Origin of the sequence: Oharaeibacter diazotrophicus (assembly GCF_004362745.1) — a bacterium.
In the GTDB taxonomy this organism is placed as follows: domain Bacteria; phylum Pseudomonadota; class Alphaproteobacteria; order Rhizobiales; family Pleomorphomonadaceae; genus Oharaeibacter; species Oharaeibacter diazotrophicus.
Genome location: NZ_SNXY01000006.1, coordinates 699,292 through 715,097, shown reverse-complemented (window position 1 = coordinate 715,097; position 15,806 = coordinate 699,292). Strand labels below are relative to the sequence as shown.

At 72.2% G+C, this 15,806-nt stretch carries 11 protein-coding genes and 1 tRNA gene; 7 read left to right on the top strand and 5 right to left on the bottom strand.

Features of this window, described 5'->3' with window-relative positions; translation table 11 throughout:
- The first annotated feature begins 517 nt into the window (after positions 1-517).
- Complete coding sequence (gene mfd, locus EDD54_RS03445) at positions 518-4,162, top strand: transcription-repair coupling factor (protein WP_126536558.1); 3,645 nt, start codon at positions 518-520, stop codon at positions 4,160-4,162.
- Between the two features lie 127 nt (positions 4,163-4,289).
- Here the strand turns inward: mfd and EDD54_RS03440 are convergent, their stop codons facing one another.
- Positions 4,290-5,291 carry an ABC transporter substrate-binding protein gene (locus EDD54_RS03440; protein WP_126536560.1) on the bottom strand — a complete coding sequence of 334 codons (1,002 nt, stop codon included), beginning with the start codon at positions 5,289-5,291 and terminating at the stop codon, positions 4,290-4,292.
- A gap of 298 nt (positions 5,292-5,589) precedes the next feature.
- Between EDD54_RS03440 and EDD54_RS03435 the strand changes: the two genes are divergently transcribed.
- Complete coding sequence (locus tag EDD54_RS03435) at positions 5,590-7,656, top strand: elongation factor G (RefSeq protein ID WP_126536562.1); 2,067 nt, start codon at positions 5,590-5,592, stop codon at positions 7,654-7,656.
- 59 nt (positions 7,657-7,715) lie between these two features.
- On the opposite strand, the gene EDD54_RS23720 is transcribed toward EDD54_RS03435, so the two are convergent.
- From EDD54_RS23720 to EDD54_RS03415, 4 genes are all read right to left on the bottom strand, one after another.
- A complete protein-coding gene (locus EDD54_RS23720) occupies positions 7,716-8,981 on the bottom strand; it encodes a DUF2239 family protein (RefSeq protein WP_321184114.1) in 1,266 nt (421 codons plus the stop codon).
- Between the two features lie 141 nt (positions 8,982-9,122).
- Positions 9,123-9,407 carry a YciI family protein gene (locus EDD54_RS03425; RefSeq protein WP_126536564.1) on the bottom strand — a complete coding sequence of 95 codons (285 nt, stop codon included), beginning with the start codon at positions 9,405-9,407 and terminating at the stop codon, positions 9,123-9,125.
- 10 nt (positions 9,408-9,417) lie between these two features.
- Complete coding sequence (locus EDD54_RS03420; RefSeq protein ID WP_126536566.1) at positions 9,418-10,017, bottom strand: TetR/AcrR family transcriptional regulator; 600 nt, start codon at positions 10,015-10,017, stop codon at positions 9,418-9,420.
- 308 nt (positions 10,018-10,325) lie between these two features.
- A tRNA-Ser gene (locus EDD54_RS03415) sits at positions 10,326-10,415 on the bottom strand.
- Between the two features lie 201 nt (positions 10,416-10,616).
- Between EDD54_RS03415 and EDD54_RS03410 the strand changes: the two genes are divergently transcribed.
- The 5 genes from EDD54_RS03410 to EDD54_RS03385 all read left to right on the top strand — a co-directional run bounded on the left by EDD54_RS03410 (position 10,617) and on the right by EDD54_RS03385 (position 15,748).
- Positions 10,617-11,006: a hypothetical protein gene (locus EDD54_RS03410; protein WP_133673954.1), complete on the top strand. Its 390-nt coding sequence runs from the start codon at positions 10,617-10,619 to the stop codon at positions 11,004-11,006.
- A gap of 405 nt (positions 11,007-11,411) precedes the next feature.
- Complete coding sequence (locus tag EDD54_RS23715; RefSeq protein ID WP_321184117.1) at positions 11,412-12,770, top strand: septal ring lytic transglycosylase RlpA family protein; 1,359 nt, start codon at positions 11,412-11,414, stop codon at positions 12,768-12,770.
- A gap of 145 nt (positions 12,771-12,915) precedes the next feature.
- The gene (locus EDD54_RS03395) at positions 12,916-13,992 is read left to right on the top strand and encodes a D-alanyl-D-alanine carboxypeptidase family protein (RefSeq protein WP_165644346.1); all 1,077 of its coding nucleotides are present in this window, start codon (positions 12,916-12,918) and stop codon (positions 13,990-13,992) included.
- Between the two features lie 50 nt (positions 13,993-14,042).
- Positions 14,043-14,696: a dTMP kinase gene (gene tmk, locus EDD54_RS03390; protein ID WP_245515624.1), complete on the top strand. Its 654-nt coding sequence runs from the start codon at positions 14,043-14,045 to the stop codon at positions 14,694-14,696.
- Positions 14,693-15,748 carry a DNA polymerase III subunit delta' gene (locus EDD54_RS03385; RefSeq protein WP_126536572.1) on the top strand — a complete coding sequence of 352 codons (1,056 nt, stop codon included), beginning with the start codon at positions 14,693-14,695 and terminating at the stop codon, positions 15,746-15,748. Before tmk ends, EDD54_RS03385 begins: the two co-directional genes overlap by 4 nt.
- Positions 15,749-15,806 lie beyond the last annotated feature (58 nt).

The following is a 15,806-nucleotide window of genomic DNA, read 5'->3' as shown; positions in this document are numbered from 1 at the left end:
GCGCTGTCGCCAATCGGCAGCAGGGCTTCCGCATCCCGGCTTCGACGTTCGGGCTCCGGTTGCCGGTGTGGCACCTGCACCGCGACATGCTCCCTCCCCCTGGAGGGGGAGGGTCGGGGAGAGGGGGCCGACGGGCCGATCCTGTCCGATCGCTGGCCTCGTCCCCGCAGTGGCCGGCGTTGCGGCGGGGCTCCCCCCTCTCCCTGTCCCTCCCCCTCCAGGGGGAGGGGACGCGGTTGGGGTGTCGAGAGGGGCGGAGGGAACCGGGAGTTTGCGGCTGGCGGGAGCTTCGGTCCGGTCGGCCGTCGGCTTCCGCGGCCGGGGTTCCGAGCCGCACGGATGCCGTCCGCGCCGGACGGCGGCGCCCGGGGAGGCCGCTTCGCCCGCCTCCCCCGCGACCGGGTGCGCCGCCCGGTCGCCACGACCAACGGGGTCCCGCCGCGGCGGGGCGCCGCCGAACCTCGCGTCCGCGGGCGAGCCCGCCCGCGCGCACGTCCACATGTCACCGTCCGGTCCGATGTCCAGCGATCCCCTTGCCCACCTGTTCGACGAATTCCGTGCCGTCACCATCGCCGGCGTGCCCGACGGCGCCGAGGCGGTGGCGCTGGCCCGGCTGGTGCGGGCGAACCGGCGCCGCGGCGTCGACGCGGTCTACGTGGCGCGCGACGGCCAGCGGCTCGCGCAGCTGCAGCGCGCGCTCGCCTTCGTGGCGCCGGAGATCGGCGTGCTCGAGTTCCCGGCCTGGGACTGCCTGCCCTACGACCGGGTGTCACCGACGCCGGCCGTGGTGGCGCGGCGGATGACGACGCTGGCCGAACTCGCCGCCCGGCGCGGCGAGGACAAGCCCTTCGTGCTGCTCACCACCGTCAACGCGGTGGTGCAGCGCGTGGTGCCGCCGGCGCTGGTGGAGGGCCAGGTGTTCTCGCTGGTGCCCGGCGGGCGCGCCGACATGACCACCATCGCCGGCTGGCTCGAGAACGCCGGCTTCTCGCGCTCGGGCACGGTGCGCGACACCGGCGAATACGCGGTGCGCGGCGGCATCCTCGACCTCTTCGCCCCCGGCACCGAGGCGCCGGTCCGCCTCGACTTCTTCGGCGACACGCTGGAATCGATCCGCCCGTTCGACCCGGAGACCCAGCGCTCGACCGGCCAGCTGGTCCGGCTCGACCTCGTGCCGATGAGCGAGGTGCAACTGACGCCGGCCGCGATCAAGCGCTTCCGCCAGGGCTACGTCGCCGCCTTCGGCGCGGCGACCTCGGGCGATCCGCTCTACGAGGCGGTCAGCGAGGGCCGGCGCTACGCCGGCCTCGAGCACTGGATGCCGCTGTTCCACGAACAGCTGTCGACGCTGTTCGACCACGTCGGCGACGCCCCGGTGCTGCTCGACCCGCTCGACCGGGAGGCCGCGCGCGAGCGCCTCGTCATGGTCGCCGACCACCACGACGCCCGCGTGGATTCGCTGAAGTCCGGCGGCGCCGGCGCGCCCTACAAGCCGCTGCCGCCCGACCGGCTCTACCTGACCGAGGCCGAACTCGGCACACTGTTGTCGCGCCGCGACGTCGCGCGCATCACCCCGTTCCACCAGCCCGACCAGTCGGCGACCCGGATCGTCGACCTCGGCGGCGAGACCGGCCGCAGCTTCGCCGCCGAACGCGCCGCGCCCGACGTCAACATCTTCGACGTGCTGGTGAAGCACATCCGCGCGCTGAAGGCGGAGAACCGCCGCGTGGTGCTCGCCTGCTGGTCCGAGGGCTCGCGCGACCGCCTCGCCCAGGTGATCGCCGACCACGGCGTCCAGGCGACCCGACCGGTGGCCTATCTCGACGAGGCGCTGAAGGCGCCGGCGCACGAACTGCCGCTCGCCGTGCTCGGCATCGAGACCGGCTTCTCGCTGCCGGAGTTCGTGGTCGTCGCCGAACAGGACGTGCTCGGCGACCGCCTCGTGCGCGGCGCCCGCGCCCGCAAGCGCGCCGACAACTTCCTGAAAGAGGTGGCGAGTCTGGCCGAGGGCGACCTCGTCGTCCACGTCGACCACGGCATCGGCCGCTTCGTCGGCCTTAGGACCATCGAGGCCGCCGGCGCGCCGCACGACTGCCTGGAGATCCAGTACCAGGGCGGCGACCGGCTGTTCCTGCCGGTCGAGAACATCGAGCTCCTGTCGCGCTACGGCTCGGAGGACACCGAGGCCGTGCTCGACAAGCTCGGCGGCGGCGCGTGGCAGGCCCGCAAGGCCAAGATGAAGCGGCGGATCCGCGAGATCGCCGACGAGCTGATCAAGACCGCGGCCGCCCGCCTGATGAAGACCGCGCCGGCGCTCGTGCCCGCCGAGGGCCTCGCCGACGAGTTCGCCGCCCGCTTCCCCTACGACGAGACCGACGACCAGCTGAACGCCATCGAGGCTGTGGCGACCGACCTCGCCTCGGGCCGGCCGATGGACCGGCTGGTCTGCGGCGACGTCGGCTTCGGCAAGACGGAAGTGGCGCTACGCGCCGCCTTCCTCGCCGCGCTGTCCGGTCGGCAAGTGGCGGTGGTGGTGCCGACGACGCTGCTGTCGCGCCAGCATTTCCGCACCTTCGCCGAGCGCTTCAAGGGCCTCCCGGTCGAGGTGCGGCAGGCCTCGCGGCTGGTTTCGGCCAAGGAACTGGCGGCGACCAAGGCGGGCCTTTCCGACGGCACCGTCGACATCGTGGTCGGCACCCACGCGCTGCTCGCCAAGGGGATCCAGTTCAAGGACCTCGGCCTCCTGATCATCGACGAAGAGCAGCACTTCGGCGTCAAGCACAAGGAGCGGCTGAAGGAGCTGAAGTCGGACGTCCACGTGCTGACGCTGTCGGCGACGCCGATCCCGCGCACGCTGCAGCTGGCATTGACGGGCGTGCGCGAGCTGTCGCTGATCGCGACGCCGCCGGTCGACCGCCTCGCGGTCCGCAGCTTCGTGACGCCCTTCGATCCGCTGATCATCCGCGAGGCGCTGCTGCGCGAGAAATACCGCGGCGGCCAGGCCTTCTACGTCTGCCCGCGGCTCGCCGACCTCGCCGACCAGAAGGAGTTCCTCGCCAAGCACGTGCCCGAGGTGAAGGTCGCGACCGCCCACGGCCAGATGGCGGCGACCGAATTGGAAGACGTCATGAACGCCTTCTACGAGGGCCAGTACGACGTGCTGCTCTCGACTACCATCGTCGAATCCGGCCTCGACATCCCGACCGCCAACACGCTGATCGTGCACCGCGCGGACATGTTCGGCCTCGCCCAGCTCTACCAGCTCAAGGGCCGCGTCGGTCGCTCCAAGACGCGCGCCTACGCGCTGTTCACGACGCCGGCGGAGAAGAAGCTGACGACCGTGGCCGAGCGGCGCCTGAAGGTGCTGCAGAGCCTCGACACGCTCGGCGCCGGCTTCCAACTCGCCAGCCACGACCTCGACATCCGCGGTGCCGGCAACCTGCTCGGCGAGGAGCAGTCCGGCCACATCAAGGAGGTCGGCTACGAGCTCTACCAGCAGATGCTGGAGGAGGCGGTGGCGTCGCTGAAGGCCGGCGGGCCGGAGGCCGAGGGCGAGGAGCAGTGGAGCCCGCAGATCACCGTCGGCACGCCGGTGATGATCCCGGACCACTACGTGCCGGACCTGCAACTGCGCCTCGGCCTCTACCGCCGCCTCGGCGACCTGCCGGACGCCCGCTCGATCGACGCCTTCGGCGCCGAGCTGGTCGACCGCTTCGGCTCGCTGCCGGAGGAGGTCGAGCATCTGCTCAAGATCGTCACCATCAAGGCGCTGTGCCGCAAGACCAACGTCGAGAAGGTCGACGCCGGTCCGAAGGGCGTGGTGATCTCGTTCCGTGACGGCAAGTTCGAGAACCCGCCGGCGCTGGTCAAATACGTCGGCGAACAGGGCATCCTCGCCAAGATCCGGCCCGACCAGAAGATCGTGCTGGTGCGCGACTGGCCCGATCCCGAACAGCGCCTCAAGGGCGTCGCCGCCATCCTGGTCCGCTTCGCCAAGATGGTCGACGAGGCCGGGCAGGGCGCCAACACCAAGCTGACCATGCCCGCGACTCCGCCGCCCCCGCCGCCGGAGCCGACGAGGAAGGGCGCCTATCCGAGCGTCGCCAGCTTCAAGAGCAAGACCGGCCGCAAGGGCGGCAGCGCGTTCGACCGGAGGCGGTGACGGAGGTTTCGATGCCGGTGCGCGTCCCGCGGCACCGGCCGCGGGATGGGACCGCTCGATTTGCGTGCCGGATCGGCCGGGCAACCGTCTCGTCCCGACGGTTCGGGACGAGACCAAGCTCGGTGCGTCAGCCCTTGGCGAGTTCGGACCAGAAGGTGCCGGCGGCGAAGGTCTTCGACTTGCCGACGAGCTTCTCGCCGCCGAGGTCGGCGAGGACGCCGTAGAGGGTGGTGGCGTCGGCGATCTCGTCGGCGATCGGGCGCGACGGGATGCCGTCGCGGAAGCGGTCGCGGAGGTTGGCGAACACCTTGTCGTCGTCGGCGTTCATCATCGGACGAATGCGCGCCCACTCGGCGTCGGAGGTCCGCAGCAGCTCCTTGGCCTCGCGCGAGGCAGCGACGAAGCCCTTGACGGCGTCGAGGTTCTTGGCGGCCCAGCCCTCCGAGAAGGTGTAGCCGACCGCCGAGATCGCGCCCTTGGCGCCCATCGCCTGGGCGGCCTCGAGACCCGACAGGATCGACTTGAAGCCGCCCGCCTCGAGGCGGGCGCAGAAGTTCCAGAAAGTGAGGGCGGCGTCGAGTTCGCCCGACTGCAGCTTCTCCGACAAGAGCGGCGGCGCGCCGAAGGCCGGCTCGGCGTCCTTGGCGAGGTCGAGGCCGAAGTCGCGCTTGGCCATGCCCTGGATCAGCAGCCAGTTCTTGTCGAGCGGACCGCCGGCGACGCCGATCTTCTTGCCCTTGAGGTCGGCCAGCGTGGCGATGCCGCCGCCGTCCTTGACCATGATCGAGCCGACCGAGGAGGAGAACGGCACGAAGGTGAGGTCGGAGCCCTCGCCGCGCTCGCGCGCCACCAGCAGCCAGTCCGAGGTGATCAGGTCGACGTCGCCGGCCTGGAGCGCGACGCGGGTCGCCTCGTTGTTGGCGACCTCGACGACGTCGAGCGCGAAGCCGTGCTTCTGGTCGAAGCCGTTGGTGCGGATGACGTCGAGCTCCCAGTTGACCGTGCCGGTCTTCAGCACGGCGATCCGGATCGTCGGGCCGGCGGCGAAGGCGGGGCGGCCGGCGGCGGCGGCGAGGCCGGAGGCGGCGGCGAGCGCCAGCACGCGGCGGCGCGAGAGCATCGGGGTCATCGGTGGGTCCTCCCGGGAACGGCGGCCGCGATCGGCCTTCTCGTTGGTGAGGCGGGAGACTAGGGAAATAATCCCGACGGGGAAACCGCCCCGATCGTCGCGCCGGCCTTAAATTTCCGCAATGTCGCGGCCGGTGGTTCACCCCCCGTGAAGCTACGGACCGGCGAAGCCCTCTTGCGCCGGCGCAGCGTCGGCGCGACCATCGTCTCGGCCCCGGGTGCGCCATGCCACCGGAGAGCGGACGACCCGAGAGCCCCGTGACATGACTGGAACAAGTCGAGAACGGGAGTGAAAGATCATGGGAGACGACGGCGGTAGAGGTCGCGGGCCCCGGACGGGGGCCAGGACGATCGCGTTGGTGGGGCCGTTCTCGAGCGGCAAGACCACCCTCCTCGAAGCCATCCTGGCACGGACCGGGGCGGTCCAGCGCCAGGGCAGCACGACCGCGGGCACCACGGTGGGCGACGCCGGCCCCGAGGCCCGCGCCCACGCCATGAGCGTGGAACTCAACGTCGCCACCACCAGCTTCATGGGCGACGACTACACCTTCCTCGACTGCCCGGGCTCCACCGAGTTCCTCGGCGAGACGCTGTCGGTGCTGCCGGTGGTCGACTGCGCGGTGGTGGTCTGCGAGGCCGATCCGAAGAAGATCGCCGCGTTGCAGCTGATCCTGAAGCGGCTCGACGACGCCGGCGTGCCGCACATGCTGTTCCTCAACAAGATCGACAAGGCGGACGCGCGCGTCCGCGAGACGCTGGCGATGCTGCAGCCGGCCTCGAAGACGCCGCTGGTGCTGCGCCAGATCCCGATCTGGACCGACGGCAAGGTCACCGGCTTCATCGACCTCGCGCTCGAGCGCGCCTTCGTCTACCGCGACCACGCCCCGAGCGAGACCATCGACATCCCCGACGAGGAGATGGCCCGCGAGGTCGAAGCCCGCTTCACCATGCTGGAGCGCCTCGCCGACCACGACGACGCGCTGATGGAGGAATTGCTCTCCGACGTCGCGCCGCCGCGCGACCAGGTGTTCGGCGACCTCGTCGCCGAGCTGCGCAACGGCCTGATCTGCCCGGTGTTCTTCGGCTCGGCCGAGGACGGCCACGGCATCGGCCGCCTCCTCAAGGCCCTGCGCCACGAGGCGCCCGGCCTCGAAGACCTCGACGCCCGCCTCGGCTTCGCGCCCGGGACCGACGCGGTGGTGCGCGTCGTCAAGACGCTGCACACCGCCCACGGCGGCAAGCTGTCGATCGGCCGCGTGCTCGCCGGCGAGATCCGCGACGGCTCCGCGCTCGCCGGCCCCTCCGGGGCCGACCGCGTCTCCGGCCTCTACCGCCTCGTCGGCGCGCGTACCGAGAAGCGCGACGTCGCGCGCGCCGGCGACCTCGTCGCCCTCGGCAAGCTCGAGCACGCCCGCACCGGCGACACGCTCGGCGGCGGCCGCGCCGCGCCCGAGCCGGTCGCCCCGGTAGAGCTACCGCGGCCGGTGATGGCGCTGTCGATCCGCGCCAACGAGCGTAAGGACGAGGCCAAGCTGTCGGCCGCGCTCGCCCGCATCGTCGAAGAGGATCCCTCGCTGACGGTGACCGTGTCGGCCGAGACCGGCGAGACCTTGCTCGGCGGCCAGGGCGAGATGCACCTGCGCGTCGCCACCGAGCGGCTGGCCGGGCGCTGGGGTCTGCAGCTGCGCACCACGCGGCCGGAGGTCGCCTATCGCGAGACGATCCGCGGCCGCGCCGCCCAGCACGGCCGGCACAAGAAGCAGTCCGGCGGCCACGGCCAGTTCGGCGACGTCCATCTCGAGATCGCCCCGCTCGCGCGCGGCGAGGGCATCCGCTTCACCGAGAAGATCACCGGCGGCGTGGTACCCAGGCAGTACATCCCCGGCGTCGAGACCGGCGTCCGCGACGCGTTGAGACGCGGGCCGCTCGGCTTCGAGGTGGTCGACGTCGAGGTGACGCTGACCGACGGCAGCTATCACGCGGTCGACAGCTCCGACCAGGCGTTCCAGGCAGCCGCCCGCATCGCCATGCGCGAGGGCCTGCCGGCCTGCAATCCGGTGCTGCTGGAGCCGATCGAGCGGGTCACGGTGTCCTGTCCGTCGGAGGCGACGGCGCGGGTCAACGCCATCGTCTCGGCCCGGCGCGGCCAGCTGCTCGGCTTCGATGCCCGCCCCGGCTGGGACGGCTGGGACGTGGTCGAGGCGCTGATGCCGGCGAGCGAGATCGGCGACCTCATCGTCGAGCTGCGTTCGGCGACCCAGGGCGTCGCCCATTTCGAGCGCCGCTTCGACCACCTCCAGGAGCTGACCGGCCGGCTCGCCGAGGAGATCGTCGCCCGCCACGCCGAGGCCGCCGCCGCGGCCTGACCGGCTCGGAACGAAACGGGGGACGGCCCGAACGGACGGGCCGTCCCGCTCCGTTCAGTTCAGTTGGACACCGCCTCGTCCGCGCCGAAGGCGAGGCGGAGGGCGTGGTCGCGCACGTCGGCCGGCCAGTCGGCGATCCGGGCGGAGAAGCCCGCCCGGTCGTCGGCGAACAAGGCGCGCGTCGCCTCTTCGTAGTGGGGGAAGTCGCCCGCGATCGCCTGGAGGAAGCGGTAGGCTCTCTCCTGGGCTGCTTTGCGCGCGCGGCGCGGATCCGGCCGACGCGCCGCCTCGTCGACGAGCCGGCGCAGCGCCGACGACGCTCCTCCCGGCTGGCCGCCGAGCCAATCCCAGTGCCGTGGCAGCAGCGAGACCTCGCGCGAGACCACCCCGAGCCGCGGCCGTCCGCGCCCGCGCGCCTCGCCGCCGTCGTCGGCGCCGGACGCCTCGTCGGGTCGACCCGCGGTCGGTTGCGGTGTCAGACGCGCCAGGATCGCGGTGTCGTCGCCGCGCAGGTCGAAGTCGATCACCTTGCCGCTGGCGTCGTCGAACACCAGCACGGGCTCGTCGCCGCCCGCGGCGAGCGCGTCGCGCACGGCGAGCGCCACCGCTGCGAGCGGACCGGCGGCGAGCCGGCGATGGCCGCGGAAGGCGGTGGCGGGCGGTAATGGACTGTCGGTCACGGTGCGTCTCCTGCTGCGACGGGGAGTGCGCCGTTTATACCCGGGTGAAATTCGAGTCAATATCACCCGGGTAAAATAGGGGCGTGTCCGGGGGGGCGCGGCCAATGCGGCCGGATCCATCACCTTCTCGAAACGGAACATGCCGCCGTCGCCGGGCAGATCGACGAGATCCGGGCCGTCGGGCGAGCGATGGCCTTCGTGGTAGTATTCCACGATCCTGAAGCCGCACTTGTTGAGGTAGAAGTGGATGTTCCGCTTCTCGAAATAGGGCGTGTGGGTCTCCCAGACCTTCGTCTCGGAATAGCGCCTTTCGATCGCCTTCCAGGCGGCGAGCCCGAGGCCGCGGCCGTGCTCCGCGACGCAGATGAAGAAGAAGTCGAGCGCGTTGCACCCGCTCGCCGCGTCGATCGTCAGGATCGCGCCGCCGACACGCCGGCCGTCGGCGAGCACCAAGAGCGCGACGGCACCCGGTGCCGCGAACGAATTCTCGACGTCGTCGTCGCCGGGGATGGCCCCCTCCGCGCTGCCGAAGGCCTCGATCGCTGCGACAGCGAAGGCGGCGCGCAGTTCGTCCTTGAACCAGGGCAGGTCGTCCGCCGTGGCGACCGCGAGTGTCACCGTGGCGGCGACGTCCGATCCGTGCATTCCAACCATCTCCCGCGGCCGTCGACCGTCCGCGGGCGGACACTCGCGGCCGATGGCGGCGGTTTGGCGGCGAGCGGCGCGGGAAGCGCGGGAAGCGACCGCAACCGGCGTTGTACCGCCCCCTTTGCCGCGCGCGGCCCGTCACCCTTTCAGGAAGGCGAGCCGCTCGTCCGTCCGGGAGGGCGAGACGGTGAGGATCTCGGCGCCGACCACGCCTTCGGCCACGAAGGGATCCTCCCGGACGCGCGCTTCCAACGCCTCGAGCGAGGTGCCGTGGGCGAGGATGGCGCCGCCGACGTTCGGCTGGATGCTACCGACCAGCAGGAAAACGCCTTCGTCGAAGCCGCGGCGGATCCAGGCGTTGTGCCCGTCCATGAAGCGGGGGGCCTTGGACTTGTCGGCGAATCGAAGGATGACGACGAACACGATGACTCCCTCAGTCCGGTCGGTGGGAAACGGTTGACGGCGCGGCCGGACACCGCGCCTCCAGCCAGGCTTCCATGTCGGCGACCTCGCGGCGGATGAAGTCCTCGTCGCGGAAGGCCGTCGCGAGCGCGGCGACGCCTTGGCTGCGCATCAGAAGGTGCAGGGCCAGCGCGTCCGCTTCACCCTCGTGTCCCAGCGCCACGAACTGCCGCGCGAGCCAAGTCCGGAACAGGGCGAACAGGCGGGCGGCGTCGTCCCTGGCGGCGTGCTGCAGCTTGGACAGTTCGGCGCAGAGCGTCCCGACGGGACAGCCGTGCGCCATGATCTTCGTCCGGTTCTCGACGAGGATGCGCACGAAGCTCCGGATCCGGTCGGACGGCGATTCCCCGGCGTCCTCCCAGGTGTCGAGCAGGGCGTGCACCGTGGCCGCGCGCCGTTCGATCACCGCATCCAGAATCTCGTCCTTCGTCTTGAAATGATAATAGAAATTTCCTCGCGACAGCCCGACGTCGCGGGCGATGTCGGCGAAGGAGGTGGCCTCGTAGCCGATCTCGTAGAAGAGCCGATCCGCGACTTCCACGATCTGCCGACGCGTTTCGCTCGCGCGCATCACGGACCTCCGGAACGACAAAGTGGGGCGCTGAACGGCGAACGCCATCTTCTAGGACGATTGACCTATGGGCGTTTTAGGTCAAATGTCCCAGGACTGCAAGCGGCGGATCGATCCGCGGGCTTCGGCCGCTCGTCCGGCCTGGAGTTGCCCGGGACTTGGCCTGCGTCCACCGGCCCACGCGCCGGGCGAAAGCGCGTGCCGCCCTGGAAGGGAGCCGGCCGCGAAAGGCGAGGAGCGGGGAGATTCCTGACGACCGTTCGTCCGCGGAGGCGTCGAGCGAAGCGAAACCGTCGTGAGCGCAGGTCTGGCGGACGGGGTGGGATTCGAACCCACGGTGGGCTCGCACCCACGGCGGTTTTCAAGACCGCTGCCTTAAACCACTCGGCCACCCGTCCGGACCCGCGCGACCATGGTCGAGCCCGCCGCGATTTTCAAGGCTCGCCGGGGGAGGGCGACGAAACCGGGGCGGGGGTGGGTGCGTAGATCTCCTCGGACGGGGCGTGCGGCGCGGGCGTGCCGACGTTCGACGCGGCTCCGGATTCGGGGCGCGGCGGACGTGGTGCGGGCCCGGCCGCGGACGGACGAGGAGGATCCCCATGACAATTCGCACCCTCGGCGCGGTGATCGCGCTGCTGGCGGGGACGGCCACGGCGGCGGCGGAGACCGCGCCGATGAAGGACGCCGAGATCCGGGCGGCGGTGAGCGGCCGGCGGATCTACCTGCAGACGCCGCTCGGCGGCGAGTTTCCGTTGAACTACAGGAAGAACGGCCGTGTCGACGGCGACGGCGAGAAACTCGGCCTCGGTCGCCTGATGGCCCCCGAGGACACCGGGCGCTGGTGGATCGACAAGGGCCGGTTGTGCCAGAAATGGACGGAATGGTACGACGGCCGGACGCAGTGCTTCGTCCTGATCCGCACCGGGGAAACCACTCTTTACTGGAAACGGGACGACGGGTTAGAAGGTGAGGCGCGGATCGGGCGGTAGGGCACTTCCTCCCGGCTCCGCGCAGGGCCAGGGAAACGAGAACGAACGGTGCGGGCCGGCGCTCGGAACGCGGATTAACCATCCGTTAACGGTGCGCCGCGAAGATCCGGAAACGTGGCTGCGATGCCACGGCGCCGGATGGACGACGGGTGCGGTCACGGGTCTTGCCCGCGACGCCCTGGTGTCGGCCGGGAGTTCGACAGAAGCAAGGCACGCGACATGACGGGCAAGCGACCGCAGACGGACACGGTCACCGGACGATCCGTAGGGTCACTCGTCGCAACGGTCGCAGCAACGCTCCTGGTCACGGTCTCGCTCGCGGGCTGCGGATCCTCGCCCCGCACCACCCATGGCTCCGCCAGGTCCGAAATCGATCCCAAGCTCGGCGTCGCGCCGAGCCCGCGGGTGGTGAAGCCCGGCGATCCGGTGCCCAAGGGCGGCGGCCGGGCCATGGTCGGCACGCCTTACAAGGTCGCCGGCAAGCGCTACATCCCCCGCCTCGACCCGAGCTACCGCGCCGTCGGTCTCGCCAGCTGGTATGGCGACGCCTTCCACGGCCGGCGCACCGCCAACGGCGAGGTGTTCGATTCGGCCTCGATTTCGGCGGCGCACCCGACCATGCCGCTGCCGTCCTATGCCCGGGTCACCAGCCTGACGACCGGCCGCAGCATCGTCGTCCGCGTCAACGACCGCGGCCCGTTCCATTCCAACCGCGTGCTCGACATGTCGCGCCGGGCCGCCGAGATGCTCGGCGTGCGGCAGGCCGGCATCGCCAAGGTGCAGGTCGAGTATGTCGGCCCCGCCCCGGTCGAGGGCGACGACACCCGCTTCCTGATGGCGTCCTATCGCGGCCCGAACGTCGGCGCGCCGGAGCGCGAGAGCCTGCCGGAGACGCTGGTCGCCTCGGTCACCTCGCTGCCGGGCGTGCTGGTGCGCGGCATCACCGGCGGCGACGAACCGCCGAAGGCCGCCGCCGCGCCGCGCGTCCAGGTCGCCTCGACGGCCGCGCCGGTGGTGCGCACCCCGGCCCGCACGGCCGCGCCGGCCGCCGCCCCGATCGTCACCGCCTCGCTCGCCGAGGACGCCGCCCCCGTGGTCCGCACCGCCGTGCTGCCGCAGCCGCGTCCGGCCGTGATCGAGACCTACGCCGTCGTCGCCTCGGCCGATCCGGCCGCGGTCGTCGCTCCGATCCAGGTCGCCATGGCCGAGCCGGTCCAACTGCCGGTGGTGCAGGCGGCCTACCGCCCGGCCGCCGCGCCCGTGCCGGTTCCGGCCGCGGCCCCCGCGGCGGAGACCTACGTCCCGGCCGCCGAGGCGCCGGTTGCCTATCAGCCGGCCCCCGCCACGGCCCAGCCGCCGATGGTGTTCCAGGTCGGCCCGCAGCCGATCCTGCCGCAGCCGGCGCCGTCCGGCCGCACCTCCTACGCCGCCGACCGCATCGACGCCGCCTATGCGGCGGTGGACGACGTCGGCGCCGGAGTCGGCCTCGCCGACCTGACGCGCAGCCTCGGCGAACTCTCCTCCGCCAAGGCCCCGGCGACCGCCGGCGTGCTGCTCCAGGTCGGCATGTTCCGCGATCCCGCCAACGCCGCCCGCATCGCCGCGGCGCTCGGCGACGTCGGCGCGGTCGCGGTCGACGACGTCGTCGTCAACGGCGCCACGCTGAAGCGGGTCCGGGTTTCCGCCGCGGCGGGCGTCTCGGCCGCCGACGCGGTCGCCGCCGCCGAGAAGGCGGGCGCCCGGGGCGTCGTCGTCCTGCGCTGACGGCGAGGGCCCCGCGTCCGCGACGGTTCACCACCGGGAACGGCACGACGCCATGGTCCTCGGCCCAAGACACGCCCGTTGTTCGGGTCGGATCGCCGCCGCGCTGCTGCTTTCGCTCGCACTGTCACCCGCTCCGGCGTCGGCTTTGGACACGCCGGCGCCGCGCGCCCTCGTCGTCGAGAGCGACACCGGTTCGGTGCTCTACGCCAAGGCCGACGACGACCGCTTCGCGCCCGCCAATTTCGCCAAGCTGATGACCGCCGCCGTGGTGTTCGACGCGCTTGCCGCCGGCGAGATCCGCGAGGACGACGTCTACACGGTGAGCGAGGCGGCCTGGCGCGCCGGCGGCGCACCCGCCCGCGTCACCACCATGTTCGCCGCGCCACGCTCGACCGTCACGGTCGGCGACCTCCTGCGCGGCCTCGTCGTCCACTACGCCAACGACGCCGCGCTGGTGCTGGCGGCCGGCTTCCCCGGCGGCGAAACCGCCTTCGTGCGCCGGATGAACGAGACGGCGGCGCGCCTCGGCATGACCGACAGCCGCTTCGTCAATCCGACCGGCTTCGCCGCGCCCGGCGCGACCACGTCGGTCCGCGATCTCCGCCGCCTGATCGACTACATCCGAACCACCCACCCGGACCGCTACGCGCTCTACGCGCTGCCCGAGTTCACCTGGAACAAGATCCGCCAGACCAACAAGACCGGCTTCCTGCGCGACACCGCGGGGGTCGAGGGCCTCGTGCTCGCCTACGACGCCGACGCCCTGTTCGGCGCCGCCGTCTCGGCGGTGCGCGGCGGCCGGCGGATGCTGGTGCTGGCGAGCGGCTTCCGCTCGAGCGCCGAGCGCGACAAGCAGGTCAAGGCGCTGCTCGACGCCGCCTACGCCGACTTCTCGACCGTGCAACTGTTCCCCGCCGGCGCGACGGTCGGCTCGGTGCGGGTGTTCGGCGGCGCGGCGGGGCGGGTCGACGTCACCGGCGCCGGCCCGGTCGCGGTGACGCTGCCGACCCGCGACCGCGACGGCTTCCGCGCCGCCATCGCCTACGAGGGACCGATCCCGGCGCCGGTGCGGGCCGGCGCCACCGTGGCCCGGATCGAGATCACCATCGACGGCCGGCTCTATCAGACGATCCCGTTGGTCGCCGCCCGCGACGTGCCGGTCGGCGGGCTCTCGGACCGGGCCCGCGACGGCCTTTCCGAACTGCTGTTCGGCTGGTGGTGACGCGGCCATCTGCGCTATGGATGCGCGGAGCGCATTACAGAGGGCGGACGTTGAGCGAACGGCGCGGCATGTTCATCACCTTCGAGGGCGGGGAGGGCGCCGGCAAGTCGACGCAGATCCGCCGGCTCGCCGAGCGCCTGCGCGCCACAGGCCGAGACGTGGTGACGACCCGCGAGCCCGGGGGATCTCCGACCGCCGAGGTGATCCGCGACTTCCTGCTGTCCGGCCGCGCCCGCCCGCTCGGCACCGTCGGCGAGGCCTGGCTGTTCGCCGCGGCGCGGCTCGACCACGTGGTCGCGACCATCCGCCCCGCGCTCGCCCGCGGCGCCGTGGTTCTGTGCGACCGCTTCGCCGACAGCACCCGCGTCTACCAGGGCGCCGCCGGCGGCATCGACGCCGGGCTGATCGATCATCTCGAAACCGTCGCCGTCGACGGCACCACGCCCGACCTCACGTTGGTGATCGACGTGCCCGTCGAGGTCGGCCTCGGCCGCGTTGCGCTGCGGTCGGGTACGGCGCCCGACCGCTTCGAGGCCGACGACGTCGCCGTCCACGAGGCGCGCCGGCGCGCCTTCCTTGCCGTCGCCGCCTTCGACCCGGCGCGCTGCGTCGTCGTCGACGGCAGCCGCGGCGTCGACGAGGTTGCGGCCGAGATCGCGGCCGTGGTCGCGGACCGACTGGCCGGGCCGGCGGACGCCCGATGATCGCCGCCGTCGACCACTCCAACGAGGCCGACTGGATCGAGGGCCTGCCGTTGCCGCGCGAGCAGACCGACCTCGTCGGTCACGAGGCGGCGGCGCTGGCGCTCCACGAGGCCTATCGCTCCGGCCGGATGCACCATGCGTGGATGATCACCGGGCCGAAGGGCATCGGCAAAGCGACGCTCGCCTTCCGCTTCGCCCGTTTCGCCCTGTCGCATCCGGACCCGATGCGGGCGCCGCCGCCGGGTGAGGCGCCGCTGCTGCCGGTCGATCCGCGCGTCGCGGCGCAGGTCGCCACCGGCGCCCACCCCAACCTGATGCATCTGCGCCGTCCCTGGGACGACAAGGACAAGAAGCTGAAGACGCTGCTGACGGTGGACGAGGTCCGCCGTGCCGCCGGCTTCTTCGGCACCTCGGCGGGCTCGGCCGGCTACCGCATCGCCATCGTCGACGCCGCCGACGACATGAACGCCAACGCCGCCAACGCGCTCCTGAAGATGCTCGAGGAGCCGCCGGCGCGGGCGATGTTCCTGGTGCTGTCGCACGCCCCCGGCGGACTGCTGCCGACGATCCGCTCGCGCTGCCGCCGCCTGCCGCTCGAGCCGCTCTCGGCCGACGAACTCGACGCCGCGGTGACCGCCCTCGGCCTCGAGGTCGCCGAGGCGGAGCGTCCGGCGCTGGCGGCGCTCGCCGAGGGCAGCGTCCGCCGCGCCGTCGCCTGCGTCGAGAGCGAGGGGCTGGCGCTGCACGGCGGCTTCCGCAAGCTGGTCGACGGCTTCCCGCGGATCGACCGCAGCGCGCTGCACCGCTTCGCCGAGGCCGCCGGCGGGCGCAAGGGCGAGGACTCCTTCGGTCTCGTCGCGGACCTCTGCCGCGCCTTCCTGTCGGAACGGCTGCGCGAGCGCGTCCACGCCGCCCCGGCCGACCTGATCCGTCTCGCCGAAGCGTGGGACACCGTCGCCCGTGTCGTCGCCGAGACCGAGGGCCTCAACCTCGACCGCAAGCAGGCGGTGATCGCGCTCGTCACGGCGCTCGCCGCCACCACCCGCGGCTGATCCGGGTGAGGGCCGGGACACCTCGCCGACCGTCCCTCTTTCCTTTTGGGCGTCGTCC

What these genes read in the sequence shown, in the direction of transcription:
- EDD54_RS03385 (WP_126536572.1), top strand. Translation starts at nt 14,693, where the DNA reads ATGATCGCCGCCGTCGACCACTCCAACGAGGCCGACTGGATCGAGGGC.
- EDD54_RS03440 (WP_126536560.1), bottom strand. Translation starts at nt 5,291, where the DNA reads ATGACCCCGATGCTCTCGCGCCGCCGCGTGCTGGCGCTCGCCGCCGCC.
- EDD54_RS03435 (WP_126536562.1), top strand. Translation starts at nt 5,590, where the DNA reads ATGGGAGACGACGGCGGTAGAGGTCGCGGGCCCCGGACGGGGGCCAGG.
- EDD54_RS03420 (WP_126536566.1), bottom strand. Translation starts at nt 10,017, where the DNA reads ATGCGCGCGAGCGAAACGCGTCGGCAGATCGTGGAAGTCGCGGATCGG.
- mfd (WP_126536558.1), top strand. Translation starts at nt 518, where the DNA reads ATGTCCAGCGATCCCCTTGCCCACCTGTTCGACGAATTCCGTGCCGTC.
- EDD54_RS23720 (WP_321184114.1), bottom strand. Translation starts at nt 8,981, where the DNA reads ATGCACGGATCGGACGTCGCCGCCACGGTGACACTCGCGGTCGCCACG.
- EDD54_RS03410 (WP_133673954.1), top strand. Translation starts at nt 10,617, where the DNA reads ATGACAATTCGCACCCTCGGCGCGGTGATCGCGCTGCTGGCGGGGACG.